The organism is Drancourtella massiliensis (genome assembly GCF_016900655.1).
GTDB lineage: Bacteria > Bacillota > Clostridia > Lachnospirales > Lachnospiraceae > Sellimonas > Sellimonas catena.
Genome location: NZ_JACJKH010000006.1, coordinates 19380 through 45424 on the forward strand (window position 1 = coordinate 19380; position 26045 = coordinate 45424).

Sequence of the window (26045 nt, forward strand, 5' to 3'; positions counted from 1 at the left end):
GAGGGATCATGATGGAAAATGGTGGATATATCATCGGATATGATCTGAATGAAAACGGATGTCAGATCAGTTACTTTGATGAAGAAAAGCATGAGCTCAAGACACTGGAAGTGGCAGCTGACAATTACCAGATTCCGCTGATGGTAGGACATTATAAAGAAGCATGGATGTTCGGGCGCGAAGCGCAGAGAGCAGCGATGATGGACAAGGGGTGGGTGGTTTCCGATCTTTATCGGAAAGCGCAGAGAAATGAGCAGATTGAAAAAGAGGGGACTGTCTATGAGGCAAGATGGCTCCTTGGAAAATTTATTGAATTGACACTGCAGACATTCCGCAAGAAAGAAGTGACCTTTGTTTCGTTTACAGTACCCTGGATTGATCAGGAGATCCGTACATTTTTGAGAGAAGCAGGGGCGCAGGCGGGAGTAGATAAAGCGCGGGTCTATGCAATGGATTATCGTGAAAGCTTCTGTTATTATATGCTTTATCAGCCGAAAGAGCTTTGGCAGTATGAGTCTGCTCTCTTTTACTGTGACCGGGAAAAGATTGAGGCGTATATGTTGAAGCAGCTGAATACGGACTACCGGAGAGAAAAAGAGAATTTCGTCAGCGTGGAAAAGGTTGCAGAAGCCCAGATGGAAGAGCTGAAAGCGGTTTATCCTGTGCTCAATGTCGACAAGGCCAGAAATGCGGACGAACGGTTCCGGCACTTTATTCAGGGAGTGTTTGATAAAAAGCATGTTTCTTCTGTTTACCTGACGGGAGAAGGATTTGAAAACAACTGGTATCCGAATTCGCAGAAAGTGCTTTGCAATGGACGCAGGGCTTTTATCGGCAATAATCTCTACAGCAAAGGAGCCTGCTACTGCGGACTGAAAAAACGGTCCAATTCTCTTGATGTACCGACGTATCTGGATGAAACAAAGCTGATGGAGCAGATTTGCCTGAAGATGAGGATCGATGGGGTGGATATCTGGTATCCGATTGTCGAGTTCGGAACACACTGGTATGAAGATACCCGTGAATGGGAGGTGCTCCTTGAAAACACTGAGGATATTGAAATTCATATCGAATCCCTTGCAACAGGCCAGTGGAACGTAGAGACTGTTTCCTTTGCGGGAATGCCGAAACGGAAGGAATATTCCATGAAGCTGATTGTCCGCACGGAATTTGATGACGAGCGTACCTGCCGGCTGAGCTTCAGAGATGCAGGATTTGGAGACTTTTTCCCGGCTACGGACTTCAAGGTAGAAAAAATAATTCATCTGGGAGGTACCAATGGGCAGTTTAATTCTTTGTCATAACAAAAAAGCATCACAACCGTACAAGATTACACGCATTCACAGAAAGATCTATACAATAGAAGAACTGTGCTACTATCTCTGCAATAATCTCTATCTGATTGATTATACGATCATGAATGAAAAAATCTGCGAGTGGCTGTATTCGGAACTGGATATGCGGGAACTGGCAGGAGAACTTCTAGATCTGATCCAGAAAAAGGGGACCATTGAACAGTTCGTGCTCCGCATTCTGGAGCATGCCAGAATTTACTCGGAACCGGAGATGGAACATATCCGGAATGTACTGGACAGACTGAAGGATCAGAAAGAGATTGAACGCAGAAAATATAAGGCGGACAATCTGCTGGAAAGCGGTGAATATGAATCTGCGATTCTTGTCTATCTGTCCATTCTGCAGGATGAGAGAGATGAATCCGCGGGAGAACGGTTTTACGGCAAGGTGTACGGATGTCTTGGAGCAGCTTACGGAAGGGAACTTCTCTATGAGCAGGCAGCGTCCATGTACAGACAGGCATATGAGATCTGCCAGGATGAGACAATGCTGACGGCCTATATCTATGCCTGCTCCAGATATATGCAGGAGGATGAATACCGGAAACTTCTCGAGGAAAATCCGTCTTATTCCCGGACGGCGGACCGGGTAGAGCAGATGATTGAAGAAAAGGAGAGCGGGATGAAAGAAGAAGCGGCGCCGGAGATCCTGGAAAAATGGAAGCATCAGTACCGCCGCTATCTATAGAAACGTATTATATTGCGTTTCTCTTTGTTCTGTAGTATAGTAGGAATGCAAAAAGGCCGACAGGCCGAAACTAAGAAAAGGAGCATGGAAAAGTGAACGACAGATATCAGAGTCCATTATCAGAACGGTATGCAAGTAAAGAAATGCAGTATATTTTTTCTCCGGATATGAAATTCAGAACGTGGAGAAAACTTTGGATCGCTTTGGCGGAAACGGAAAAGGAACTGGGACTTCCTATTACGGACGAGCAGATCGAAGAGCTTAAGGCACATGCGGATGACATCAATTACGATGTTGCAAGAGAAAGGGAAAAGCTTGTGCGTCATGACGTTATGTCCCATGTCTACGCTTATGGTCAGCAGTGTCCGAAGGCGAAGGGAATCATCCATCTCGGAGCGACTTCCTGTTATGTTGGAGATAATACAGATATTATCGTGATGGCAGAGGCATTGAAACTGGTCAGAAAGAAACTGGTCAATGTAATCAATGAGCTTGCCGGCTTCGCGGATCAGTATAAAGCGCAGCCGACTCTTGCGTTTACTCATTTTCAGCCGGCGCAGCCGACGACGGTAGGCAAGAGGGCAACGCTCTGGCTCCAGGAATTTTTGATGGATCTGGAAGATCTGGAGTATGTAAGCGGAACATTAAAGCTTCTTGGTTCCAAGGGAACGACCGGAACACAGGCAAGCTTTCTGGAACTTTTTGACGGAGACCAGGAGACGATCGACAAAATTGATCCGATGATCGCGAAGAAAATGGGCTTCTCGGCCTGCTATCCGGTTTCCGGACAGACTTATTCCAGAAAAGTGGATACAAGAGTGCTGAACATTCTTGCAGGTATTGCTGCCAGTGCACATAAAATGTCAAACGATATCCGGCTTCTTCAGCATCTGAAGGAAGTGGAAGAGCCGTTTGAGAAAAATCAGATCGGCTCCTCGGCTATGGCATATAAGAGAAACCCGATGAGAAGTGAAAGAATCGCATCACTTTCCAGATACGTGATGATCGACGCGCTGAACCCGGCCATTACTTCGGCTACCCAGTGGTTTGAGAGAACACTGGATGATTCGGCAAATAAGCGTCTTTCCATTCCGGAAGGATTCCTTGCCATTGACGGTATTCTGGATCTCTGCCTGAATGTGGTAGACGGACTGGTCGTTTATCCGAAAGTCATCGAGAAGCGTCTGATGTCAGAACTTCCGTTCATGGCAACAGAAAACATCATGATGGATGCGGTAAAGGCAGGCGGGGACCGTCAGGAACTGCACGAGAGAATCCGCGAACTTTCCATGGAAGCAGGAAAGAATGTGAAAGAGAAAGGTCTTGACAATAACCTTCTGGAACTGATTGCGGCAGATCCTGCATTCAACCTGACGCTGGAAGAGCTTCAAAAGACAATGGATCCGGCCCGCTATACAGGACGCGCGAAAGAGCAGGTGGAGGCGTTCCTTGCGAATGTGGTACGTCCGGTACTGGATCAGCATAAAGATGAGCTTGGAATAAAAGCGGAAATAAATGTATAGAACAAAATGACAAAAATTTGGCAATGTGCATAAAAAGTAAAGAAACTATAATTAAGATGCATATTTTAAGGAGGCTGGAACCCCCTGAAACAGTGGGATTCCGCCTTCTTTTTTTTGCGTTGAAGCAGAAAGATAAAATAAAAACTGGATAAAATAAACAAAAAATATATAAAATTCATTAAATTATTGTAAACTAAGCTTAAAAATGGTATGATAGATACATCAGGAAAAAATATTCAAAACATCTATAGGGCAAAGGAGGGGTTGTTATGGAAACATTGAACAACATCGTACTAACTATTCAAGACTATCTGTCGAACTATATCCTGATCGTAGCACTTGTAGGAGGAGGTATCTGGTTTTCCATCCGTACCGGTTTCATTCAGGTCCGTGGCTTCACGGAAGGCCTGAGACGTACATTCGGCGGATTGTTTTCCAAAAAAGGAGAAGCAGGGAAAGACGGAATGAGTTCTTTCCAGGCGCTGGCGACAGCGATTGCGGCTCAGGTAGGAACTGGTAATATTGCAGGAGCTGCGACAGCGATTGCGATCGGCGGTCCAGGTGCTGTATTCTGGATGTGGGTGGCAGCATTCCTTGGCATGGCGACGATCTACTGCGAGGCAATTATGGCACAGAAGTACAAGAAAGTCGGCAGCGACGGAATTGTAACAGGTGGACCTGTTTACTACATTCGCGCAGCATTCAAAGGTACATTCGGCAGAGTGCTTGCAGCGATTTTTGCGGTACTTCTGATTTTCGCACTTGGTTTCATGGGTAATGCAGTTCAGTCTAACTCTATCGCATCTTCTTTCCATACGGCATTTGGTATTCCGCAGTGGATCACAGGTGTAGTTGTAGCGGTTATTGCATTGTTCATTTTTACAGGCGGAATGAAACGTATTGCAAAAGTTACCGAGCTTATGGTTCCTTTTATGGCGGCACTTTACATTGTCGGTTCTCTGATTATTATTATCTATAACTGGAGAAATATTCCTCTGGCATTTGAGCAGATTATTGTAGGCGCATTTGCACCTGATGCTATCACAGGCGGTGCGATCGGTGCTACAGTTTCCAAGGCGATTACAAAAGGTGTTGCACGAGGACTGTTCTCCAACGAAGCCGGTATGGGTTCCACACCTCATGCACATGCGGTTGCAAAGGTAGATCATCCGGTAGAGCAGGGATTTGTGGCAATGACAGGTGTATTCATTGATACGTTTATCGTTCTTACAATGACAGCTCTCGTTATTGTAACAACTCAGGCGCTTCCGAAGTCCTATGAAGTGGTTGAAGGCGGATATTCCGCAGCAGCACTCAGCCAGTTTGCGTATTCGACTCTTTATGGAAAAGGCGGAGAGATCTTTATTGCGATCTGTATGTTCTTCTTCGCTTCCTCTACCATTATCGGATGGTACTTCTTCGGAGAAGCGAATATCAAGTATCTCTTCGGACCAAAAGCAGTTCCGGTTTATTCGGTTCTCGTTTGTGTATGTGTAGTACTTGGTTCTCTTGCACAGGTTGACCTTGTATGGAATATGGCAGACTGCTTCAACAGTATGATGGTTGTTCCTAACATTATCGCCCTCTTTGCATTGAGCGGTATGATCAAGAAGACCCACGACGATTACTTTAAAAACTTCCTGCCGAAGCATCCTGAGCTTCAGAGAAAGAAGAAAAAATAACAAAGAGCGTATCAACATGAACAAGAGAAATGGTTTATAGAAAAAAACTATGTGCAAATCGAATAAAAAGCTGGAAATCTATAAATCGATGTGGTATACTCTAAACAGAATTGTGAAAGACATATTCTGCGCATATGACAATTGAATAGTGGGATGATTTTTCCTGCGAGAGAGTTCGCAAATGAACCGCCGAAGATGCAAACCTTACAGACCAAAGGTGAAACTTTCAGGCAAAAGGATCAGGGAAAGGACCACATTCTGAATCGTGTATGACAAATATATCAGGATGACATACATAAGACAGAAGGGCGGCCTTGTATTCTGCTTCGGCGGAAGTCAGCCGTCCTTTTTTAATAGGTGGAGCCATGAAGAAGGATTATAGAATTATAACAAACAACCCGCTCGTTCGTGAAAAGCTCGGGCAGGATCATGATGTGGAGTTTTATGACTGCTCATATGAAGATGTTTTGAAAAAAGTAAAAGAAGAAGTATGTAAAGGGTACAAGCTCTTAACGCATCCGCTTTCCGGAAGTGTTAAGCCGAATGAAACACCTTACAAATCAGTAATGGTTTCCCGAAAGAGCGGCGAGACAGACCTGATGGGAATTGAAATTATCGAACGGGCCATTGCCTCCGTCAGCAAGTTTCAGTTCAAATCGGATAAATATGCACCGCAGGTTTATGAAGATTTCAGGCTGATTGATTACACATTAATATCCAGTGCGCTTCCGTCGGCAGATGCCTGGTAAAAGAAAAAGGCTATAAAGTACTGGGGTACTTTGGGGCATAGATTTCATTATTTAGAAGGAGGGAATTACAGTGAGATTAGAAGTTGGACACATTTTTATCAAGGACATCCAGTTTGGCACTGAGTCTAAAATTGAAGACGGTGTTCTTTATGTATCCGAAGAAGCTGTAAAAGAAGTTGTCCTTGAGGACGAGCACATCAAAAGCGTAAAATTTGACATCGCAAGACCGGGAGAAAGCGTAAGAATCACACCGGTAAAAGACGTTATCGAACCTCGTGTAAAGGTTGAAGGACGCGGAGGAGTTTTCCCGGGAGTTATTTCCAAAGTTGACACAGTCGGCGAAGGAAAAACATACGCATTAAAGGGAATGGCTGTCGTAACAGCAGGTAAGATTGTCGGATTCCAGGAAGGTATCATCGATATGACAGGCCCGGGAGCTGACTACACACCATTCTCCAAACTGAACAACTTTGTTGTTGTATGTGAGCCGGTTGACGGAATCAAACAGCATGAATATGAAGCAGCTGTACGTTTCGCAGGTTTCCGTGTTGCTGTATATCTCGGTGAACTCGCAAGAGAACTCACACCGGATGAAACAAAAGTATATGAAACATATGGAATCAAAGAAGGAATGGAAAAACTTCCGGGACTTCCGAGAGTTGCATATGTACAGATGCTTCAGAGCCAGGGACTTCTGCATGATACATATGTATACGGCGTTGACGCAAAGAAAACACTTTCTACAATCATCAACCCGACAGAAGTAATGGACGGTGCAATCGTTTCCGGTAACTGTGTATCTGCATGTGACAAGAACCCTACATACGTACACGAAAACAACCCGGTTGTACATGACCTCTTTGAAGAACACGGCAAGACAATCAACTTCGTATGCCAGATCCTGACAAACGAAAACGTATACCTTGCTGACAAACAGCGTTCTTCTGACTGGACAGCAAAACTTTGCCGTCTTCTTGATCTGGATGCAGTTATCGTATCTCAGGAAGGATTCGGTAACCCGGATACAGACCTTATCATGAACTGTAAGAAAATTGAAGCAGAAGGCGTTAAGACTGTCATCATCACAGACGAATATGCTGGACGCGATGGAAAATCCCAGTCACTTGCTGACGCTGACGTTGCAGCAGATGCAGTTGTAACAGGCGGTAACGCAAACCAGGTAGTCGTACTTCCGAAACTTGACAAAGTAATCGGAACTCTGGATTATGTCAACACTATTGCCGGCGGTAACGAACACAGCTTACGTGAAGACGGAACAATCGAAGTTGAAATCCAGGCAATTACAGGTGCAACAAACGAAACAGGATTTGGTTACTTAAGCGCCAGATAGTGAAGGAGGAAGAAAAAGATGTTAAAAGTAGTTCATTATATCAATCAGTTCTTCGCTAATATTGGTGGAGAAGAAAAAGCTGATTACCCGGTAGAAGTTCGCGAGGGCGAAGTTGTCGGACCAGGTATGGCATTTAAACAGGCATTCGGAGAAGAAGCAGAAATCGTTGCTACTATCATCTGCGGTGACTCTTACTTCAACGAAAACCTTGACAAAGCAAAAGCAGAAATTATTGAAATCGTTAAAAAATACAACCCGGATGTATTCGTAGCAGGTCCTGCATTCAATGCCGGACGTTACGGTGTTGCCTGCGGTACAATCTGTGACGCTGTACAGGAAGAACTTGGTATTCCGGCAGTGACAGGTATGTACACAGAAAACCCTGGTGCTGATATGTTCAAAAACAAAGTTTACACAGTAGCTACAAAGAACTCTGCTGCAGGAATGAGAAAAGCAGTCGGAAGCATGGCTCCGCTTGCTCTTAAACTTGCAAAACATGAGAAGATCGGTGCTTCCTGTCAGGAAGGTTATATGCCGAACGGTGTTCGTGTAAACTTCTTCGAAGAAAAACGCGGATCCAAACGTGCCGTTGAAATGCTTCTTAAGAAGATCGCCGGCAAACCGTTTGAAACAGAGTATCCGATGCCGACATTCGACAGAGTTGCTCCGAATCCGGCTGTAAAAGATCTTTCCAAAGCAACAATCGCACTGGTTACATCCGGTGGTATTGTACCGAAGGGAAATCCGGATCATATTGAAAGCTCCAATGCTTCCAAATACGGTGAATACAGCATTGCAGGTGTAGATGATCTGACAGAAGAAACATTCGAGACAGCACATGGCGGATACGACCCGGTATACGCAAACGAAGATCCGGACCGCGTACTTCCGGTGGATGTTCTCCGTGAAATGGAAAAAGAAGGTAAGATTGGAAAACTGTATGATAAATTCTATACAACAGTTGGTAACGGAACAGCCGTTGCTTCTGCAAAAGCATTCGCTGAAGAGTTCGCTCCGAAGATGAAAGCTGACGGAGTTGACGCAGTTATCCTCACCTCTACATGAGGTACCTGTACGCGTTGCGGTGCAACGCTTGTTAAAGGCATCGAAGCTGCCGGACTTCCGGTTGTTCATGTCTGCACAGTTACACCAATCTCCATGACAGTTGGTGCAAACAGAATCGTTCCGGCTATTGCCATTCCTCATCCGCTTGGCAACCCGGCACTTGATAAAGACGAAGAATACAAACTTCGTAAAGAAATCGTAGAAAAAGCATTAAATGCTCTTACTACAGAAGTTGAAGATCAGACGATTTTCGATAAATAAGAGTCTGAAAACGCCCTCTTGATTGGCGTCATGTGGAATTCAGCGTCCGGACAGGCCTGCAGCCTTCCGGACGTAAGGATAAAGACATTATAGGAAAGAAGGAGTAAACGTTATGAGCAAAATTTATGACGTAATCATCCTGGGAGCAGGACCGGCCGGATTAGCAGCAGGCCTTTATGCCGGAAGAAGCCGCTTATCCACTCTGATCATTGAAAAAGGAAAAGACGGCGGACAGATTGCTATCACGGATGAAATTGAAAACTATCCGGGACAGATCGTGGAGGGAGAAAGCGGCCCTTCTCTGATCGCAAGAATGACAGAACAGGCTGAGAAGTTTGGCGCAGAGCGTGTGACAGACGTAATCAATGCTGTTGAACTGGATGGCGATGTGAAAAAGCTGAAGAGTGCCAAGGCAGAATATCTTGGAAAAACAGTGATCATTGCAACCGGCGCTTTTGCACGTCCGATTGGATGCAAAAACGAAAAAGAATTTATGGGAAAAGGTATTTCTTACTGCGCAACATGTGATGCCAACTTCTTTGAAGATTTTGAAGTTTTCGTAGTAGGCGGCGGAGATTCTGCTGTTGAAGAAGCGATGTATCTTACAAAATTCGCAAGAAAAGTTACAATCATCCACAGACGTGATGAACTTCGTGCAGCGAAGTCCATTCAGGAAAAGGCGTTTAAGAATGACAAACTCCATTTCTTATGGGATACCGTTGTAGAAGAAGTAAACGGTGACGGTATTCTTTCTTCCATGACAGTTAAGAACGTTAAGACTGGCGAACTTACTACAATCGAAGCAGACGAAGATGACGGAATGTTCGGTGTATTCGGATTTATCGGAACAATCCCTAATTCCAAAATTTTCGAAGGCGTGATCGACATGGACGAAAGAGGATATATCAAATCCGATGAAAACATGCATACAAACATTCCTGGCGTATTTGTGGCAGGTGATGTTCGTATCAAGAGCCTTCGTCAGGTAGTAACAGCTGCTGCAGATGGAGCAATTGCTGCTACACAGGCTGAAAAATATATCAACGAAAACGAATAAGAAGTATTAAGGAGGAGTTTAACAATGTTAGAAGTAGATAAGAAAACATTTGAACCAGAAGTTCTGCAGGCAGAAGGATACGTTCTCGTAGATTTCTTCGGAGATGGATGCGTACCTTGCCAGGCTTTAATGCCGCATGTTCATGCATATGCTGACAAATATGGCGACAAAATCAAATTTACATCTTTAAATACAACAAAAGCACGCCGTCTTGCAATCGGCCAGAAGATCCTTGGACTTCCGGTTATTGCTATCTATAAAGATGGTGAAAAAGTGGAAGAGTTAGTAAAAGATGACGCTACTCCGGAAGCAGTAGAAGAGATGGTTAAAAAATACTACGCTATGGCGTAAATTTCTTTTGCGTAATTGCCCTTTCGGGCTTTACGAGGGCATAAAGCGGTGCCCTGAATAAATATTTATCAACCAATTATTAAAATGAAGGGAAGGAGGAAAAACATCATGGCAATTTTAGAAGGTAAAAAAGTCATTATTATTGGTGACCGTGATGGTGTTCCGGGACCGGCTATCGCAGAATGCGTAAAGACAGCCGGTGGAGAAATTGTTTTTTCTTCAACAGAATGTTTCGTCTGAACGAGCGCAGGCGCAATGGATCTTGAGAATCAGAAGAGGGTTAAAGAATTCGCAGATGAATTCGGACCAGAAAACCTGGTAGTAGTACTTGGTGCAGCTGAAGGTGAAGCTGCTGGTCTTGCAGCTGAAACAGTTACTGCTGGTGACCCGACATTCGCAGGTCCATTGACAGGGGTCCAGCTTGGACTCACGACATATCACGTTTGTGAACCAGAACTGAAAGAAGAGTTTGATGAAGCGGTATACGATGAACAGGTCGGCATGATGGAAATGGTTCTTGATGTTGACGACATCGTAGACGAAATGTCTGCAATCCGTGACGAATACTGTAAGTATTTATAGGAAAATCTGAAATACCGGATTTCGGATTCAGGAGCGGTGGGGTAAATACTTACCTCACCGCTTTTTCTACAACATAATTCCTTTTTATAACGTAAAGAAAGGTGGACACTAACAATGAACAGTGTAATTAAAGGAGCCAGCTATGTATTGGCACATACTCCTGAAATGGTAGTATATAACGGGACAACACAGACAACAGAAAGAGTTGTCAATCCGGAATCAGAATATTTAAAAGAATTAAGAGGTCATTTACGCTCTTATGAAGAATGTGTAAACTACTGGCCAAACCAGGTTTACATTGGAAACGCTACACCGGAAGAACTTTCCCAGGTTGAATTCCCTTACTATGACAAAACAAAAGAAGGAGCAGAAAGATACGGAAAATTCGGTGAAATCATGCCGGAAGAAGAGTTCCTTCTTTTAGTACAGGCTTGCGATATGTTCGAAGTTGTAAAACTTGACAAGAACTTCGTAAGCGCTCATAAAGATGCTCTGGCTGCTGACCCGATCATCACAGAGGATATCATCTCCAAGATTGAAGAAGGTTATGAGCTGGACGAAATCAAACACTATATCGAAAATGAGCATGCAGAAGGACTGTACCACAACAATGAACTTGTTGGATGTGTAAGAACAGCTCACGATATCGATGTGAACCTTTCTGCTCATGTAATGCATGAAAACCTGATGAGCAAAGCCTCCAGCGTACTTGCTCTGTTATATGCAATCCGCAATGCTGGAATCAACAAAGAAGACGTTGAGTACGTTATCGACTGTGCTGAGGAAGCATGTGGTGATATGAACCAGAGAGGCGGCGGTAACTTCGCGAAAGCTGCTGCAGAAGTAGCAGGACTTGTATCCGCAACAGGATCTGACTCCCGTGGATTCTGTGCAGGACCATCCCACGCTCTGATTGAGGCAGCTGCTCTCGTAAAATCCGGAGCATATAAAACTGTTGTTGTTACAGCAGGTGGATGTACTGCAAAACTTGGTATGAACGGTAAAGACCACGTGAAAAAAGGCCTTCCGATCCTGGAAGACTGCCTTGGAGGATTTGCGGTTGTCGTTACAGAAAACGATGGTGTAAACCCGGAAATCAATCTGGATGTTCTTGGACGTCATACAGTAGGAACCGGTTCCGCACCTCAGGCTGTTATCGGAAGTCTTGTAACAGATCCGCTTGACAGAGTAGGCTGGAAAGTAACAGATATTGACAAATTCTCACCGGAAATGCAGAATCCGGATATCACAAAACCGGCTGGAGCAGGTGATGTTCCGCTTGCAAACTACAAGATGATCGGTGCGCTTGCTGTAAAACGCGGCGATATCGACAGAAAAGCTCTTCCGGACTTCATCGCACAGCATGGTCTGACAGGATGGGCTCCGACACAGGGACATATTCCGTCAGGTGTTCCGTACATCGGATTTGCACGTGAAGATATTCTGGAAGGAAAGATCAAGAAAGCAATGATCATCGGAAAAGGAAGTCTCTTCCTTGGACGTATGACAAACCTGTTCGATGGTGTATCTTTTGTAATCCAGGCAAATGAAGGAAACAGCGCAGAATCTGCTGTATCTGAAGAAGAAGTAAAAGGCCTGATCGCAAAAGCTATGAAAGAATTCGCTGAAACTCTGATGGCAGAATAGTGAGGTGTAGAAAATGGCAAGTAGTATTGAAAAAGTAATTGCCTCTACCTTTATGGAAATGGCACAGGGACTGGAGAGCGGCCAGTACGGCAAACGCCCGAAAATTGCTCTGACAGGAATGGGCAGCGAACACGGTGAAGAAAATTCCATGCAGGCAGCGGTGATGGCAGCAAAGCAGGGCGTAGATGTATATTACATCGGAACTCTGGAAGCAGAAGGCGTAACAACAATCAAAGTGGCTGATGATGAAGAAGGTCATAAAAAGATGGAAGATATGCTGAAAAACAAGGAGATAGACGGTGCTGTAACAATGCACTTCCCGTTCCCGATCGGTGTATCTACTGTTGGACGCGTTGTAACACCTGCTAAAGGAAAAGAAATGTTTATCGCCAATACGACAGGAACTTCCAGTACCGACCGTATTGAAGGTATGATTAAAAATGCTGTTTACGGCGTAATTGCTGCAAAGGCTTGCGGAATCGCAAAACCGACAGTCGGCATCCTGAATGTTGACGGTGCACGCCAGACAGAAAAAGCACTGAAGGAGCTTCAGAGCAATGGATACGATATTGCTTTTGCTGAATCCGGACGTGCAGACGGCGGATGTGTAATGAGAGGAAATGACGTCCTTCAGGCATCCCCGGATATCCTTGTTACAGATTCCCTGACAGGAAACATTCTTGTAAAGATGCTTTCCTCTTTCAACACAGGCGGAAGCTTCGAGGCAACAGGATATGGATACGGACCGGGAATCGGGGAAGGATACGATGAACTCGTTATGATCGTTTCCCGTGCTTCCGGTGCTCCGGTAATCGCAAATGCAATCTGCTACGCTGCAGAACTTGTACGCAACAAGGTATTTGATGTTGCTAAAGCTGAGTTCAATGCTGTAAAGAAATGCGGATATACAGAAGTACTTGCTGCATATAAGACAGTTGCAAAACCGGCTGCAGCAGAAGAGGAAGTAAAAGAGCCGCCGAAGGAAATCGTGACAGCTCAGATTGCCGGAATTGAGGTTATGGATCTTGAAGATGCAGTGCGCGCACTGTGGAAGATCGAAGTTTACGCTGAAAGCGGAATGGGATGTACAGGCCCGATCATCCGTGTATCTGAGGCAAATCTTGCAAAAGCTGAAGAAGAGCTGAAAAAAGCAGGATACATTAACTAGCCGATATACTATAATAAATCCTATACAAAACCAGCCCGGAAAAGTTTTTTCGGGCTGGTTTTCCTGTGTGGCTTGATTTTTCCCGGAAGAAATAGTATGATGTCTCATGGAACTATGATAACAGGAAAAGGACATCTAAATGGACTACAAACTCTTAATGGATACAGCAATGCTTGCCGGAAAAATGATGCTGGAAAGTGGTGCAGAAACCTACCGGGTTGAGGACACGATGCACCACATTTTAAAGACTTCCCATCTGGAGGTGGTGGAGATTCTTGTCGTCCTGACGGGAATCACAGCATGCATCAGCGGTGAAAATGTTGCCCCTGTTACTCTGATTCAGGGGATTGAAAAAAGAGGCACAAACTTAAGTGTGATTGAGCAGGTGAATCAGATCTCCAGACGATACTGCGGCGGAGAAATTGAACTTCAGGAAGCCTATGACCAGCTGAAAAGAGTAGAATCCGTTCCATATCCAAGTGCACTTGCTTTTTTTATTCCGCTTGCGGTGGCGGTTGGATTTACGATTTCACTTGGCGGTTCACTCTATGATGTGCTGGCAACAGTGATTGTCGGCCTTGCTCTTTCAGGGGTGATGGCGGGAGCAGAAACGGCGGGAATTGACGGTTTGATTCTTGATATCGGAACGTCTTTTTGCGTAGGTCTGATGGCCGTTATTGTGAAATCTATTCTTGGAGGAGCAATTAATCTCGATACTGTCGTAATCGGATCTATCATGCCGCTTGTTCCGGGGGTTGCAATTACCAATGCTGTGCGTGACACACTGCAGGGTGACTATATATCAGGATGCGCGAGAATTCTGGAAGCATTTCTAAAGGCGGCGGCGATCGCGCTCGGGGTCGGAGTTGCATTTGCGGTATTTGGAAATGGAATCATGGGAGGAAACTTATGATTGAAATCGGAATCAAGACAATCGGGTTTTTTATTGCGGTATTTTCCTTTTCCATGCTGATTAATTCACCGAAAAAATATTTGATCTGGGCAGGGATTTCCGGAGCAGCCGCAGGATTTATCTATATGATCTGTATGGAGGCGGGATGGAACGCGGTGATATCGTCTTTCTGGTCCGCTCTGGCTGCCGGTTTGATTTCCCATATTTTTGCAAGGGCATTAAAGGCCCCGGTTACGATATTTTTGATTGGCGGAATTCTGCCGACTGTTCCGGGAAACGGTATTTATCAGATTATGAATTACGTTCTTCAAAATGACCGTTCTATGGCGAGTTTCTACCTGACTCAGACACTTGAGATTGCGGGTGCCATAGCGTTGGCAATCTTTTTGATGGATACGCTGTTTAAAGTGGTACGAAAAGGAGAATGGAAGCAGGATTCCCTCCGCTATATACAAAAAGAGGAAAGGAAGGAAGAGGAAAAATGGTAGGAAGTCTGATCGTAATTGGATTTATGACAATTATCAGCATCGCGCTGATCAACGGAAAAGCTTTGAATATGGTTCCGGGCTACCGTACCCTTCCGGATAAAGTGAAAAAAACACTTGATCCGAAGAAGGTTGGACGTAAACTTGGCATTCCTATGGCAGGCGTCGATATTGTCATGATTATTTTTTTCATCATCGTATATTTTTCAGACTCGGAAAAGCTTCAGGGATATGCTGTTTACGGTATGATGCTGCTGTTTGTTGTCAGCATTGCGATTATTGATATGATCAATATTACCGGAAAGGACAAAAAAGACAAATAAGGAAAGCAGGAGAGAAAACTATGAGTAAAGTAAGAACCAGATTTGCACCAAGTCCGACAGGGAGAATGCATGTCGGCAATCTTCGTACGGCGCTGTATGCCTACCTGATTGCAAAACACGAAGGCGGAGATTTCATGCTTCGTATTGAAGATACAGACCAGGAGCGTTTTATGGACGGCGCTTTGGAAATTATTTACCGGACGCTTGAAAAGACGGGCCTGATTCACGATGAAGGACCGGACAAGGATGGCGGATATGGGCCGTATGTGCAGAGTGAAAGAAATAAAAGCGGTCTCTACCTGAAATATGCAAAGCAGCTGATTGAGCAGGGAGACGCCTATTATTGCTTCTGTGACAAGGAGCGTCTGGACAGTCTGAAGTCTACTGTCTCGGAAAGCGGGACAGAGATCCGTGTTTATGATAAACACTGTCTGTCTTTGAGCAAAGAAGAGATCGAAGCGAACCTTGCGGCAGGCAAACCGTATGTTATCCGGATCAATATGCCGACAGAAGGAACGACAACCTTTCATGATGAGATTTACGGGGATATCACAGTTAACAATGCTGAGCTGGATGATATGATTCTGATCAAGTCCGATGGATACCCGACCTACAATTTTGCAAACGTGGTCGATGACCATCTGATGAATATCACACATGTGGTAAGAGGAAACGAGTACCTTTCCTCCGCGCCAAAATACAACCGACTTTACGAGGCATTTGGATGGGAGCCGCCGGTTTATGTGCACTGTCCTTTGATTACGGATGAGAACCATAAAAAACTGAGCAAACGCTGCGGTCATTCTTCCTATGAGGATCTGATCGAACAGGGCTTTATCTCAGAGGCAGTCGTAAACTATGTTGCACTTCTTGGATGGTGCCCGCAGGACAATCAGGAGATCTTCAGTCTGGAAGAGCTTGTAAAGGCATTTGACTACCACCATATGAGCAAATCTCCGGCCGTATTTGACGTACAGAAGCTGAAATGGATGAACAGCGAATATATGAAGATGATGGATTTCGATACCTTCTATGATATGGCGGAGCCTTATATCAGGAAGGTTATCACAAAAGACTACGATCTGAAGAAAATCGCTGCTCTTGTCAAAACCAGAATTGAAATTTTCCCGGATATCATGGAGCAGATTGATTTCTTCGAGGAACTTCCGGAGTATGACACGTCCATGTACATTCACAAGAAGATGAAGACAAATGAGGAGACATCTCTTGAAGTGTTAAAAGAGCTTCTTCCGGTTCTGGAAAAGCAGGATGACTATTCCAACGATGCACTTTTTGAAACATTAAAAGGATATGTTGCAGAGAAAGGATGCAAGAACGGCTATGTAATGTGGCCGGTTAGAACAGCGGTTTCCGGAAAACAGAATACACCGGGCGGGGCAACTGAGATTATGGAGGTTCTCGGAAAGGAAGAATCTCTTGACAGGATCCGTAAAGCAATCGAATTACTGGAGAAATAGAGTATGGAAAAAAAGCACAGCGGGGGAGAAAGACCCCCGCTTTCCGATTTTAATGAGGCACAGAGGGAGGCGGTCTGCCACCGTGGAGGACCATGTATGGTCCTTGCAGGACCGGGTTCCGGAAAGACGGCTGTGATTACGGGACGTCTGGAATGGATGATCCGCCATTTCAGGATCCGGCCTGAGGAGATACTTGTTATTACCTTCACCAAGTATGCGGTAAAGGAAATGAAAGAGCGTTTCCTTGCCAGGATGGGACTGAAACATTGTCCGGTGACCTTCGGGACATTCCACGGCATTTATTATGGAATGCTCCGTCAGATTTATCATCTTGCTCCGGATCAGATTTTGACGGAAGAAGAACAGAAGGCCATGGCAGAAGCAGCGGTCAGGGATGTGGAAAGAGAAAACCGGAAACGCCCGAAAGACAAAGATGTCCTTCTTATGATCGGGAAGGTAAAAAATAACGGGGGATTTTCCGGAATTACGGATGATCCGGAAGACCGGCAGATCTACCATGCCTACGAGAAGCGGAAAAAAGAGGCCGGCCGGATCGATTTTGATGATATGCTTCTGCTGTGTTATCAGTTATTCTGTCGTCAGCCTCAGATCCTGAAGAAATGGCAGGAACGATATCCTTACATTTTGATCGATGAGTTTCAGGACAGCAGCAAAATACAGTACGAGATTATCAAATTACTTGCGGGGAAGAGGGCGAACCTTTTTGTGGTAGGAGATGATGATCAGGCGATTTACGGGTTTCGCGGGGCCACACCGGGCATCATGAAACAGTTTATGGAGGATTTTCCTCAGGCATCGCTTGTCCGGCTATCCGTGAACTATCGGAGCAGCGCGTTTATTGTACAGGCTTCCGGAAAAGTGATCCGGAAAAACAAGTTCCGCTTTTCCAAAGATCTTGAAGCGGTCCATGACCGGGGAAAGCCGGTTCATGTACAGGAATTAAAAGACATGGAGCAGGAGGCTGAGTATGTCGCAGCCGCTGTAAAAAAGAAACTGGAAGAAGGAGTGCCGCCGGAAGAGATCTCAGTCATTTTCCGGACCGTACAGGACGCTTCTATGGTAATGTCCGCCTTTATGAACCGGGGGATTCCTTTTTTTATGAAAGAAAAAGCATTCCATCTCTTTGAGCATTTTATTGCGGAAGATATGAAGGCATATTTTCGGATTGCCATGGGGGAAAGAAACCGCAGTGATTTTCTGCGGGTAATCAACCGCCCGAACCGTTACATCAGCCGGAGTGCTCTGGAGAAAGAGCGGACAGATTTTGAGGATCTGAAATTATTTTACTGTGATAAAGAGTGGATGCTGGACAGAATTGATGCTTTCGAAGAAGATATGGAGGCAGTTTCCAGGATGGCGCCATATGCGGCATTTCAGTTTCTTCTGAAAAAGACCGGATATCAGGAGTATCTGAAAGAGTATTCGCAGAAGATGCAGATTGAGGAGGCAGAGCTTACCGAGATTGTAGATGAACTTGCCCAGAGCATGAAAAAGATGGATACCATGAAAGAGTGGATTGAATTCACACAGGTTTATACAGACCGGATCCGTCAGATGGAAAAGGAAGAAAAATTTACAAAGGGGAAAACAGCTTTGCTGACGATGCACGGAGCCAAAGGCCTGGAATACCGCTGTGTTTATATCATTGAAGCGCAGGAAGGCAGTATTCCCCACAGGAAAGCCATTGTGGAAGAGGAAATCGAAGAGGAGAGAAGGCTGTTTTATGTTGCCATGACGCGCGCAAAGGAAGAGCTTTCCATCTGTTATGTCAAAGAAAAAAACGGGAAGGAAGTTTATCCATCCCGTTTTGTCCAGGAACTATTTACTCGTCCTCGTCAAGAAGCTCGTTAAATTCCTGCTCATCAAGCCACTCATCAAATGCATCAGCGGCCGCTTCATACTCATCATCATCCTCGATGTTGGAAAGATTCGGCTCGCCGTCAATCTCTTCGTAGCGGTAAAGAAATACATCCCCGTTTTCATTTGCGTCCCCATTTTCATCCAGAGGAAGCAGGGCAATATATTCATGTGTACCGGCAGAAAAGATAGTCAGCACATCGCATTCCAGCTCCTCGTCATTATCAAGCGTAAGAGTGACAGTTAAATTTTGATCTTCCATACTCTTTCTCTCCTTTGTGTTGATAAATTTACTGTATCAGACCCGTTCATAAAAAGCAAGGGGAAACAAAAAATGAATGAAATTTTAAACTATTGACATTCCCTACGGGGAAAAGTTACAATAAAACTGATTAGTACAACATCGGGAGGAAAGAATATGAAGTTCAAAAGATGGGCAGCAGGTATTGTTGCACTATTGCTTGTTTTCAGCCTGGGACTTGTGGCCTGCGCCAAACCGGCAGGCGGTACTCCGGAAGACAATCCGGTCCCGGCAGAGGAGGAAGAAGAAGTTGAAACCGAATCATATAAATTAGGTTTTTCCTGTATTAACATGGACAATCCCTATTATGACACGCTGGAGGCATCTATCAGGGAGGCCGTTGAAGAGGCGGGCAGCACTTTGATATCCAAAGATCCGAAGGGAGATTCCACAACACAGATCCAGCAGATACGTGAGATGATTTCGGACGGAATTGAAGCGATTTTTTTATGTCCGGTAGACTGGGAGAAGATTCAGCCTGCAGTAACAGAGTTAAAGGAATCAGATATTAAGATCATTAATCTTGATACGCAGGTACAGAACCGGGAGGATGTCGATGCCTATATCGGTTCTGACAATACAAGCGCGGGGGTTATCTGCGGCGAAAAGCTGATCGAGGCTGCTCCGGATGGCGGACAGGTTGTGATCCTGGAGTGCACAACACAGAATTCAATTATTGACAGGATTAACGGATTTGAGGAGACAATTGCCGGAGAAGGCTTTGAAGTTGTGTCGAGAGCCGAGACATATGGCGAACGTGAAGAGGCGAAGAAACAAATGGCATCCATCCTGCAAGAGCAGGAGCATATTACAGCGGTCATGTGCGGAAATGACCAGATTGCTCTTGGTGCGCTGGATGCCATCGAGGAAGCAGGCAGAACAGACATGATGATCTACAGTGTAGACGGTTCGCCGGAGTTAAAGCAGGAACTTGCTAAGGATGACAGTCTGGTTGCCGGAATTGCTGCACAGTCGCCGATCAATATTGGCAAATCCGCAGTGACAGTGGCATTTCAGATTATGAACGGGGAAAGATATGAAGAAGAGACATTAGAGGAAGTACTTTACATTGATAGAAGCAATGTTGAAATGTATGGAGTCGATGGCTGGCAGTAGCACTGCCGCCGGAAAGGATTAAAAGTTATGACACATGGAGAAAAACGACCTGTGCCGGCAGGAGTATTATGGACAGAGGAGGGGATTTCCTTTTCTGTAGCGGTTCCGAAAGGAAAGAACTGCAGGCTTTGTATCTACCGGGGGAAAAAGACAGAGCCATATCGGGAGATCAGCATGGAAGAAGATATTCTTTATGGAGATATCCGTTCATCCGGTATCCAGAGCGGTCTTAAGGATGGAGATGAGTATCTGTACTTTATTGATGACGAGCCCTATGTAGACCCGTATGCCCATGGGATCAGAAAGTATACCGGACAGGACGAAAACGGTCTGGAGACCGAATATGTGAGGGCGCTTCTCTGTGCACCGGATTTTGACTGGGACAATGACCGCCCGCTGGATCTTCCGGATGAGGATATCATCGCCTACAGCCTTCATGTGCGCGGATATACAAAAAGTCAGGGCTCTAAAGTAAAAAACAGAGGAACTTTTGGAGGCATTATTGAAAAAATTCCGTATCTGAAAGAGCTTGGCATCAATCAGATTCAGTGCATGCCGGTCTATGAGTTTGAAGATCACATCAGACTTGCAAGGAATTACTGGGGATATGGTGAGGCCTACTGTTTTGCTCCGAAGAGCCGTTACGCCAGCTCCAATCCGCTCCGGGAATTAAAAGAGATGGTCAAGGCATGCCATCAGGCAGGGATTGAGGTAATCCTTCACCTGCCGTTTTACGATGCCATGCCGAAACAAAAGATGATCGAATGCCTGAGATATTACCGGCAGGAGTTTCATGCAGACGGTTTTGTCGTAAATCCATATACGGTTCCGCTGGAAGTGATTCAGAGTGATGATTATCTGAAGAATCTGAAGCTGATTGTGAAAAATGACGAGTTTCAAACAGTTATGCGGCGTTTCCTGAAGGGAGACGAAGGTATGATCGAGAGTGTCATCTGGCATTTGAAGCATCTCTGTCAAAATGACCATCAGTATCATTATATTACGGATCACACTGGATTTACGCTTTGTGATCTTGTCTCCTATGATGGAAAGCATAATGAATTAAATGGCGAGAATAATCATGATGGACCGGACTACAATTACAGCTGGAACTGCGGAGTAGAAGGTCCGACACGAAAAAAAGCGGTTGTAAAACTCAGAGAGCAGCAGATGCGCAATGCATTTTTCCTGCTTCTGATGGCTCAGGGGACGCCGTGTATTCTGGCAGGAGACGAGTTCGCAAATTCTCAGAATGGAAACAATAATGTGTATTGTCAGGACAATGATACTGCCTGGGTAAACTGGAAAAAGGCGGAGAAAGAGCAGTGGCTGACAGATTATGTCAAAGCGCTGATCCGTTTCCGGAAAGAGCACAGGATCCTTCACCCGGCAGAAGAATGTCAGGGAATTGATCTGACCCACTGTGGAGTGCCGGATGTGTCTTATCACGGAGAGAATGCATGGCAGGTTCCGAATGAGATTGCAAGCAGACAACTTGGAGTCTTTTACAGTGGCGCGACCAAGAGGGAGAAAGATCTTTATATTGCCTACAATATGCACTGGGAAGATCATACCTTTGCATTGCCGTCTCTGCCAAAAGGAAAACACTGGAGGAAGATTTTTACCACAACAGTCCAGAAAGGATTTTTAGAAAGCAATGGTGAAGTCTGTCAGGAGCGCAAGGCAGTGATTGAAGCGAGATCCATAGCGGTATTTACAGGGGAGGCATATGAATCAGAAGATACTTGTAAAAAATAGGCCGGAGATTTCTGCGTGTCAGTTGAAGTGGACCGGACTGATTACAATGTTGATCGATCACGTCGGACTGATCTTTTTTCCGGACCTGTGGATTCTGGACGTGATCGGGAGGATTTCGTTTCCGATCTTTGCTTTCACGACGGCAGTCGGATTCATGTACACGAGGAACATCGTCAGTTACGGTCTCAGGCTGTTTGCTTTCGCTGTTGCCTCGGAGCCATTTTACGATCTTGCTTTTTTCGGAACACCTGTTTATCCTGGAAGACAGAATGTTCTTTTTACGTTTGCGCTAGGAGTTCTGATGCTTTATTTCTGGCTGTATTTTGAAAACATGGTATTCAGGTGTTTTTCTGTACTTATGGTTCTTCTGGCAGCAGAATTTTTTGCGACAGACTATAGTTCCATGGGACTTTTGATGATTTTATTCTGTTACTGCTTTTACAATGAAAATCTAAAGCGCGATATATCTCTTGCAGCCGTCAATGTTTTACTGATGGGAGGAAGACAGATGTTTGCGGTTTTGTCCTTGATTCCTCTCCATCTTTACAGCGGAGAAAAAGGAAGGGATATGAAAAAAATCTTTTATCTGTTTTATCCGCTGCATCTTGCGCTTCTGGCGGGAATCCGGTGGTGGATCGAACAGTAACAACAAAGAGAAAGGAAACACAATGAACGTCTGGGGACATTTTTGTACAATCAACCGACATAAATTTCTGGTGATGAAATATTGTTTTCGGGTGGGACTGTACAGGCAGGGACTGTTGCATGACTTGTCGAAATATTCGCCGTGCGAGTTTCTTGTCGGCTGTCGTTATTTTCAAGGCAACAGAAGCCCGAATAATGCCGAACGGGAGGACAAAGGCTGCTCAACTGCCTGGCTGCATCATAAGGGACGCAACAAGCATCATTATGAGTACTGGATGGATTATGGACTTCGTCCGGAAGACGGGATCTGCGGCATGAGGATGCCGGACAGGTATATTTTTGAGATGTTTCTGGACCGGATTGCGGCATCCAAAACATATAAAAAAGAGTCATATACGGATCGCTGTCCGCTGGAATATTATGAGAGGGGCTGTTCAGCCCGGTTTCTTCATCCACATACAAAGAAAGTACTGGAAAAGCTTTTGCGCATGCTGGCGGAAGAGGGAGAGGAGAAGACTTTTTCTTATCTGAAACGGGTAATCAAAAAAAGAAAGAGAGAGCACAGTCTGTAGACTCAGACGGTACTCTCTCTTTGAAATTTTCAGATTAGTCCGGATAAACAAGACGCTCCTCTGTAATATGATCCAGCACTTCTTTTTTATATTTTGCTGCAAGATAGCGGGCCATCGGAAGGTTCATATCCAGATAGTTCCCGCAGTCCCTGGCGGAAGCTCCCGGAACTTCTCCTTCAAATCCGGCAATAAAATCAAACATATCATTTAAAAGCGGAAGAATGTCCCGGGATTCATAGTCGCCTGCAAGCACCAGATAAAATCCGGTACGGCATCCCATAGGTCCAAAATAAATGGTTTTTACCCCGAATCCCTCATGGTTTCTCAGAAATGTTGCCCCCAGATGCTCGATCGTGTGAACCTCTGCGGTATTCATTACCGGTTCATAGTTCGGCCGGGTCATTCGAAGATCGAATGTCGTAATAACAGAATCCCCCACAGTATCCTTTCGTGACACATAGACACCTGGAAGAAGGGTCAGATGATTTATAGTAAAACTTGCAATTTTTTCCATGTTGTTTCTCTCCTTTCACTTAGTAAGTATAGACTGATTTGTTAAAAAGGGCAAGGGAATACTGAAATGAATCTCAGGTTGTGTTAAAATAGGAAAAGAGTGTTAGGACACTGAGATTTGATAAAGAATCAGGAGGGTTACTTATGCGTTTATATTTGATTCGTCATGGTGAGACGGACTGGAATAAAGTGAAAAAACTGCAGGGAAAGTCGGATATTCCATTGAATGCCTTTGGAGAGCATCTGGCGGAAGAAACAGGAGAGGCATTAAGCACCGTCCCTTTTGATGTGGCTTATACCAGTCCTCTGAAGCGTGCCAGAAGGACGGCAGAGCTTGTTCTCGGAGACCGTAATGTTCCAATTCTCGATGAGAAGAGAATCGAGGAGATGGGATTTGGCATTTACGAAGGGCTGATCTGTAAAGAAGAGGCATCTGAAATTCCGGATCCAGAGTTTTTCCAGTTTTTCCATGCTCCGGAAAAGTACCGTCCACCAAAAGGAGGAGAATCCTTTGAGGATGTCCTGAAAAGAACGGGGGATTTTCTGGAGGAGCTTCGTCAGGATCCTGCACGTGCAGGGCAGACGATTTTGATTGCGACCCACGGCGCAGCACTCTGTGCTCTTTTATGTCATATGAAGGGAGCAGATGTCAAAGATTTCTGGGGAACGGGAGTTCACAAGAACTGTGCGGTGACAATCGTGGACGTGACACCGGAAGAATACCGGATTGTAGAAGAAGGAAAAACCTACTATACAGAAGAAGTCAAACCATGGTAACTTAAAATCCCCGTCTTGCGTATCTGGCCGCAGGACGGGGATTTTTTATGGAAGATACACGTCTGGTATTTTAGTCATCTTCCTCTTCTTCAGCTGTGGTAGTATAAGTCTGGCGTTTTCTGGCCATCTCATCGCTTTCCAGATATTCATCATAGGTTGTGATCTTGTCAATCATCTGGCCGTTCGGCATGATTTCCATAATCCGGTTTGCTGTTGTCTGTACAATCTGATGGTCGCGGGAAGAGAAAAGAATCACTCCCGGGAATTTGATCATACCATTGTTAAGCGCAGTGATGGATTCCATATCCAGATGGTTGGTCGGCTCATCAAAAATCAGAACATTGGCTCCCGAAATCATCATCTTGGAAAGGAGGCAGCGTACCTTTTCCCCGCCTGAGAGAACATTGACACGCTTCATTCCATCGTCTCCTCCAAAGAGCATACGGCCAAGGAAGCCACGGACATAAGTCACGTCCTTCTCTTCAGAATACTGTGTCAGCCATTCTGTGATCGTATAGTTACTGTCAAATTCTTTTCCGCTGTCCTTTGGGAAATAGGCCTGAGAAGTTGTGATTCCCCATTTGTAGGTACCTTCATCCGGCTCAAGCTCTCCTGCGAGAATGCGGAAGAGGGTTGTCTTTGCAAGCTCGTTACTTCCGACAAAAGCGACTTTGTCATCGTGATTGATGGTGAAGCTTAAATGATCCAGAACTTTCACTCCGTCAATAGTCTTGGTCAGATTTTCCACTGTCAGAACTTCATTACCGATTTCACGGTTTGGACGGAAGTCGATGTACGGGTATTTTCTGCTGGAAGGACGGATTTCATCGAGCTGAATCTTTTCCAGAGCCTTCTTTCTGGAAGTCGCCTGCTTGGATTTGGAAGCATTGGCGCTGAAACGGGAGATAAACTCTTTGAGCTCTTTGATCTTTTCTTCCTTCTTCTTGTTTGCTTCTTTCATCTGCCGGATCAAAAGCTGGCTGGACTCATACCAGAAATCATAGTTTCCTGCATAGAGCTGGATTTTTCCATAATCGATATCTGCGATCTGAGTGCAGACCTTATTCAGGAAATAACGGTCGTGGGACACCACAATGACCGTATTTTCAAAGCTGATCAAAAATTCCTCCAGCCATGCGATGGCATCCAGATCCAGATGGTTGGTCGGCTCGTCCAGAAGAAGGATATCCGGATTTCCGAACAGTGCCTGTGCAAGCAGGACCTTCACCTTCTGTGCACCGGTCAGATTTTTCATATACTGATAATGAAGATCCGTTTCAATGCCAAGACCATTTAACAGACTGGCTGCATCAGATTCTGCCTCCCATCCGTTCATGGTAGCAAATTCTCCTTCGAGCTCACTTGCTTTCATGCCATCTTCATCGGTAAAGTCTTCTTTGGCATAGAGCGCCTCTTTTTCTTTCATGATTTCGTATAACCGCGCATTTCCCATAATTACGGTATCCAAAACCATGTATTCATCATATTTAAAATGATCCTGCTGAAGGAAAGAAAGACGCTCTCCCGGTGTAATGATCACTTCCCCGTTCGTCGGCTCCAGCTGTCCGGAAAGAATCTTCAGAAAAGTAGATTTTCCGGCCCCGTTGGCGCCAATCAGTCCATAACAGTTGCCTTCGGTGAATTTGATCGTTACGTCTTCAAACAGCGCTTTTTTCCCAACGCGAAGTGTGACATTATTTGTACTGATCATAGCGTTTCGTTCTCCTTTACGTGAATTCAGATTGTCTGCGTCATAATAACCATCGCCTATCTTATCACAATCCATATCCACTTGGCAAGGGATTTC

General features: G+C 45.0%; 25 protein-coding genes and 1 riboswitch. Of the genes, 22 read left to right on the top strand and 3 right to left on the bottom strand.

Features of this window, described 5'->3' with window-relative positions:
* Window positions 1–8 precede the first annotated feature (8 nt).
* From H6A32_RS04485 to H6A32_RS04565, 17 genes are all read left to right on the top strand, one after another.
* Window positions 9–1304, top strand: coding sequence for a DUF5716 family protein (locus H6A32_RS04485; protein WP_087252309.1), 1296 nt, complete (start codon window positions 9–11; stop codon window positions 1302–1304).
* Window positions 1279–2043, top strand: a complete 765-nt coding sequence (locus H6A32_RS04490) for a hypothetical protein (protein ID WP_087252310.1) — start codon at window positions 1279–1281, stop codon at window positions 2041–2043. The genes H6A32_RS04485 and H6A32_RS04490 overlap by 26 nt, the downstream gene beginning before the upstream one ends.
* Window positions 2044–2135: 92 nt before the next feature.
* Window positions 2136–3566, top strand: coding sequence for an adenylosuccinate lyase (gene purB, locus H6A32_RS04495; protein ID WP_118636317.1), 1431 nt, complete (start codon window positions 2136–2138; stop codon window positions 3564–3566).
* A 269-nt stretch (window positions 3567–3835) separates the two neighbouring features.
* Entirely contained in the window at window positions 3836–5248 is a 1413-nt protein-coding gene (locus H6A32_RS04500; RefSeq protein WP_087167795.1) for an alanine/glycine:cation symporter family protein, read from the top strand.
* A 154-nt stretch (window positions 5249–5402) separates the two neighbouring features.
* Window positions 5403–5500, top strand: a riboswitch (glycine riboswitch).
* A gap of 113 nt (window positions 5501–5613) precedes the next feature.
* Window positions 5614–5997 (top strand): GrdX family protein, encoded by a 384-nt coding sequence (locus tag H6A32_RS04505; RefSeq protein WP_087167796.1) that lies wholly within the window; start codon window positions 5614–5616, stop codon window positions 5995–5997.
* A gap of 70 nt (window positions 5998–6067) precedes the next feature.
* A complete protein-coding gene (locus H6A32_RS04510) occupies window positions 6068–7348 on the top strand; it encodes a glycine/sarcosine/betaine reductase component B subunit (RefSeq protein WP_087252313.1) in 1281 nt (426 codons plus the stop codon).
* An 18-nt stretch (window positions 7349–7366) separates the two neighbouring features.
* Entirely contained in the window at window positions 7367–8674 is a 1308-nt protein-coding gene (gene grdB, locus H6A32_RS04515; protein ID WP_087167798.1) for a glycine reductase complex selenoprotein B, read from the top strand.
* Window positions 8675–8786: 112 nt separating this feature from the next.
* Complete coding sequence (gene trxB / locus H6A32_RS04520) at window positions 8787–9731, top strand: thioredoxin-disulfide reductase (protein WP_087252314.1); 945 nt, start codon at window positions 8787–8789, stop codon at window positions 9729–9731.
* Between the two features lie 24 nt (window positions 9732–9755).
* The gene (gene trxA, locus H6A32_RS04525; RefSeq protein WP_087167800.1) at window positions 9756–10082 is read left to right on the top strand and encodes a thioredoxin TrxA; all 327 of its coding nucleotides are present in this window, start codon (window positions 9756–9758) and stop codon (window positions 10080–10082) included.
* A gap of 108 nt (window positions 10083–10190) precedes the next feature.
* Window positions 10191–10664 carry a glycine/sarcosine/betaine reductase complex selenoprotein A gene (grdA, locus tag H6A32_RS04530; RefSeq protein ID WP_082136429.1) on the top strand — a complete coding sequence of 158 codons (474 nt, stop codon included), beginning with the start codon at window positions 10191–10193 and terminating at the stop codon, window positions 10662–10664.
* Window positions 10665–10778: 114 nt separating this feature from the next.
* Window positions 10779–12311, top strand: coding sequence for a glycine/sarcosine/betaine reductase complex component C subunit beta (grdC, locus tag H6A32_RS04535; RefSeq protein ID WP_087167802.1), 1533 nt, complete (start codon window positions 10779–10781; stop codon window positions 12309–12311).
* A 13-nt stretch (window positions 12312–12324) separates the two neighbouring features.
* A complete protein-coding gene (gene grdD / locus H6A32_RS04540) occupies window positions 12325–13479 on the top strand; it encodes a glycine/sarcosine/betaine reductase complex component C subunit alpha (RefSeq protein ID WP_204863843.1) in 1155 nt (384 codons plus the stop codon).
* Between the two features lie 139 nt (window positions 13480–13618).
* Window positions 13619–14392, top strand: a complete 774-nt coding sequence (locus H6A32_RS04545) for a threonine/serine exporter family protein (RefSeq protein WP_191426731.1) — start codon at window positions 13619–13621, stop codon at window positions 14390–14392.
* Window positions 14389–14880, top strand: coding sequence for a threonine/serine exporter family protein (locus H6A32_RS04550; protein ID WP_087252317.1), 492 nt, complete (start codon window positions 14389–14391; stop codon window positions 14878–14880). The genes H6A32_RS04545 and H6A32_RS04550 overlap by 4 nt, the downstream gene beginning before the upstream one ends.
* Complete coding sequence (locus H6A32_RS04555) at window positions 14874–15200, top strand: DUF3784 domain-containing protein (protein ID WP_158099210.1); 327 nt, start codon at window positions 14874–14876, stop codon at window positions 15198–15200. The genes H6A32_RS04550 and H6A32_RS04555 overlap by 7 nt, the downstream gene beginning before the upstream one ends.
* Before the next feature lie 20 nt (window positions 15201–15220).
* A complete protein-coding gene (gene gltX / locus H6A32_RS04560) occupies window positions 15221–16678 on the top strand; it encodes a glutamate--tRNA ligase (protein ID WP_087252318.1) in 1458 nt (485 codons plus the stop codon).
* A gap of 3 nt (window positions 16679–16681) precedes the next feature.
* Complete coding sequence (locus H6A32_RS04565) at window positions 16682–18550, top strand: ATP-dependent helicase (protein WP_204863844.1); 1869 nt, start codon at window positions 16682–16684, stop codon at window positions 18548–18550.
* On the opposite strand, the gene H6A32_RS04570 is transcribed toward H6A32_RS04565, so the two are convergent.
* Window positions 18522–18818: a DUF1292 domain-containing protein gene (locus tag H6A32_RS04570; RefSeq protein WP_087167809.1), complete on the bottom strand. Its 297-nt coding sequence runs from the start codon at window positions 18816–18818 to the stop codon at window positions 18522–18524. The genes H6A32_RS04565 and H6A32_RS04570 overlap by 29 nt on opposite strands.
* Before the next feature lie 156 nt (window positions 18819–18974).
* Here H6A32_RS04570 and H6A32_RS04575 point away from each other — a divergent pair, with 156 nt between their 5' ends.
* Genes H6A32_RS04575 through H6A32_RS04590 form a run of 4 tightly spaced genes read left to right on the top strand, consistent with a single transcriptional unit; the run spans window position 18975 to window position 22948 of the window.
* Entirely contained in the window at window positions 18975–19973 is a 999-nt protein-coding gene (locus tag H6A32_RS04575) for a substrate-binding domain-containing protein (protein WP_204863845.1), read from the top strand.
* Window positions 19974–20000: 27 nt separating this feature from the next.
* Complete coding sequence (locus H6A32_RS04580) at window positions 20001–21731, top strand: alpha-amylase family glycosyl hydrolase (protein WP_204863846.1); 1731 nt, start codon at window positions 20001–20003, stop codon at window positions 21729–21731.
* Window positions 21703–22377 carry a TraX family protein gene (locus H6A32_RS04585; RefSeq protein WP_204863847.1) on the top strand — a complete coding sequence of 225 codons (675 nt, stop codon included), beginning with the start codon at window positions 21703–21705 and terminating at the stop codon, window positions 22375–22377. Before H6A32_RS04580 ends, H6A32_RS04585 begins: the two co-directional genes overlap by 29 nt.
* 22 nt (window positions 22378–22399) lie before the next feature.
* The gene (locus H6A32_RS04590) at window positions 22400–22948 is read left to right on the top strand and encodes a DUF5662 family protein (protein ID WP_087167813.1); all 549 of its coding nucleotides are present in this window, start codon (window positions 22400–22402) and stop codon (window positions 22946–22948) included.
* Window positions 22949–22982: 34 nt separating this feature from the next.
* Here the strand turns inward: H6A32_RS04590 and H6A32_RS04595 are convergent, their stop codons facing one another.
* Window positions 22983–23462 (bottom strand): S-ribosylhomocysteine lyase, encoded by a 480-nt coding sequence (locus H6A32_RS04595; RefSeq protein ID WP_087252324.1) that lies wholly within the window; start codon window positions 23460–23462, stop codon window positions 22983–22985.
* A gap of 143 nt (window positions 23463–23605) precedes the next feature.
* Here H6A32_RS04595 and H6A32_RS04600 point away from each other — a divergent pair, with 143 nt between their 5' ends.
* The gene (locus H6A32_RS04600; RefSeq protein WP_138372978.1) at window positions 23606–24238 is read left to right on the top strand and encodes a histidine phosphatase family protein; all 633 of its coding nucleotides are present in this window, start codon (window positions 23606–23608) and stop codon (window positions 24236–24238) included.
* Window positions 24239–24308: 70 nt separating this feature from the next.
* Here H6A32_RS04600 and H6A32_RS04605 read toward each other — a convergent pair whose 3' ends face one another.
* Window positions 24309–25949 (bottom strand): ABC-F family ATP-binding cassette domain-containing protein, encoded by a 1641-nt coding sequence (locus H6A32_RS04605; protein WP_138372977.1) that lies wholly within the window; start codon window positions 25947–25949, stop codon window positions 24309–24311.
* Window positions 25950–26045 lie beyond the last annotated feature (96 nt).

Excerpts from the sequence above, each read along its gene's own strand:
- trxB (WP_087252314.1), top strand. The coding sequence starts at position 8,787 with ATGAGCAAAATTTATGACGTAATCATCCTGGGAGCAGGACCGGCCGGA.
- H6A32_RS04585 (WP_204863847.1), top strand. The coding sequence starts at position 21,703 with ATGAATCAGAAGATACTTGTAAAAAATAGGCCGGAGATTTCTGCGTGT.
- grdC (WP_087167802.1), top strand. The coding sequence starts at position 10,779 with ATGAACAGTGTAATTAAAGGAGCCAGCTATGTATTGGCACATACTCCT.
- H6A32_RS04575 (WP_204863845.1), top strand. The coding sequence starts at position 18,975 with ATGAAGTTCAAAAGATGGGCAGCAGGTATTGTTGCACTATTGCTTGTT.
- H6A32_RS04545 (WP_191426731.1), top strand. The coding sequence starts at position 13,619 with ATGGACTACAAACTCTTAATGGATACAGCAATGCTTGCCGGAAAAATG.
- trxA (WP_087167800.1), top strand. The coding sequence starts at position 9,756 with ATGTTAGAAGTAGATAAGAAAACATTTGAACCAGAAGTTCTGCAGGCA.
- H6A32_RS04555 (WP_158099210.1), top strand. The coding sequence starts at position 14,874 with ATGGTAGGAAGTCTGATCGTAATTGGATTTATGACAATTATCAGCATC.
- gltX (WP_087252318.1), top strand. The coding sequence starts at position 15,221 with ATGAGTAAAGTAAGAACCAGATTTGCACCAAGTCCGACAGGGAGAATG.
- H6A32_RS04570 (WP_087167809.1), bottom strand. The coding sequence starts at position 18,818 with ATGGAAGATCAAAATTTAACTGTCACTCTTACGCTTGATAATGACGAG.
- H6A32_RS04550 (WP_087252317.1), top strand. The coding sequence starts at position 14,389 with ATGATTGAAATCGGAATCAAGACAATCGGGTTTTTTATTGCGGTATTT.
- H6A32_RS04580 (WP_204863846.1), top strand. The coding sequence starts at position 20,001 with ATGACACATGGAGAAAAACGACCTGTGCCGGCAGGAGTATTATGGACA.
- H6A32_RS04595 (WP_087252324.1), bottom strand. The coding sequence starts at position 23,462 with ATGGAAAAAATTGCAAGTTTTACTATAAATCATCTGACCCTTCTTCCA.
- H6A32_RS04605 (WP_138372977.1), bottom strand. The coding sequence starts at position 25,949 with ATGATCAGTACAAATAATGTCACACTTCGCGTTGGGAAAAAAGCGCTG.
- grdD (WP_204863843.1), top strand. The coding sequence starts at position 12,325 with ATGGCAAGTAGTATTGAAAAAGTAATTGCCTCTACCTTTATGGAAATG.
- H6A32_RS04565 (WP_204863844.1), top strand. The coding sequence starts at position 16,682 with ATGGAAAAAAAGCACAGCGGGGGAGAAAGACCCCCGCTTTCCGATTTT.
- H6A32_RS04590 (WP_087167813.1), top strand. The coding sequence starts at position 22,400 with ATGAACGTCTGGGGACATTTTTGTACAATCAACCGACATAAATTTCTG.
- H6A32_RS04600 (WP_138372978.1), top strand. The coding sequence starts at position 23,606 with ATGCGTTTATATTTGATTCGTCATGGTGAGACGGACTGGAATAAAGTG.
- H6A32_RS04485 (WP_087252309.1), top strand. The coding sequence starts at position 9 with ATGATGGAAAATGGTGGATATATCATCGGATATGATCTGAATGAAAAC.
- H6A32_RS04490 (WP_087252310.1), top strand. The coding sequence starts at position 1,279 with ATGGGCAGTTTAATTCTTTGTCATAACAAAAAAGCATCACAACCGTAC.
- H6A32_RS04500 (WP_087167795.1), top strand. The coding sequence starts at position 3,836 with ATGGAAACATTGAACAACATCGTACTAACTATTCAAGACTATCTGTCG.
- H6A32_RS04505 (WP_087167796.1), top strand. The coding sequence starts at position 5,614 with ATGAAGAAGGATTATAGAATTATAACAAACAACCCGCTCGTTCGTGAA.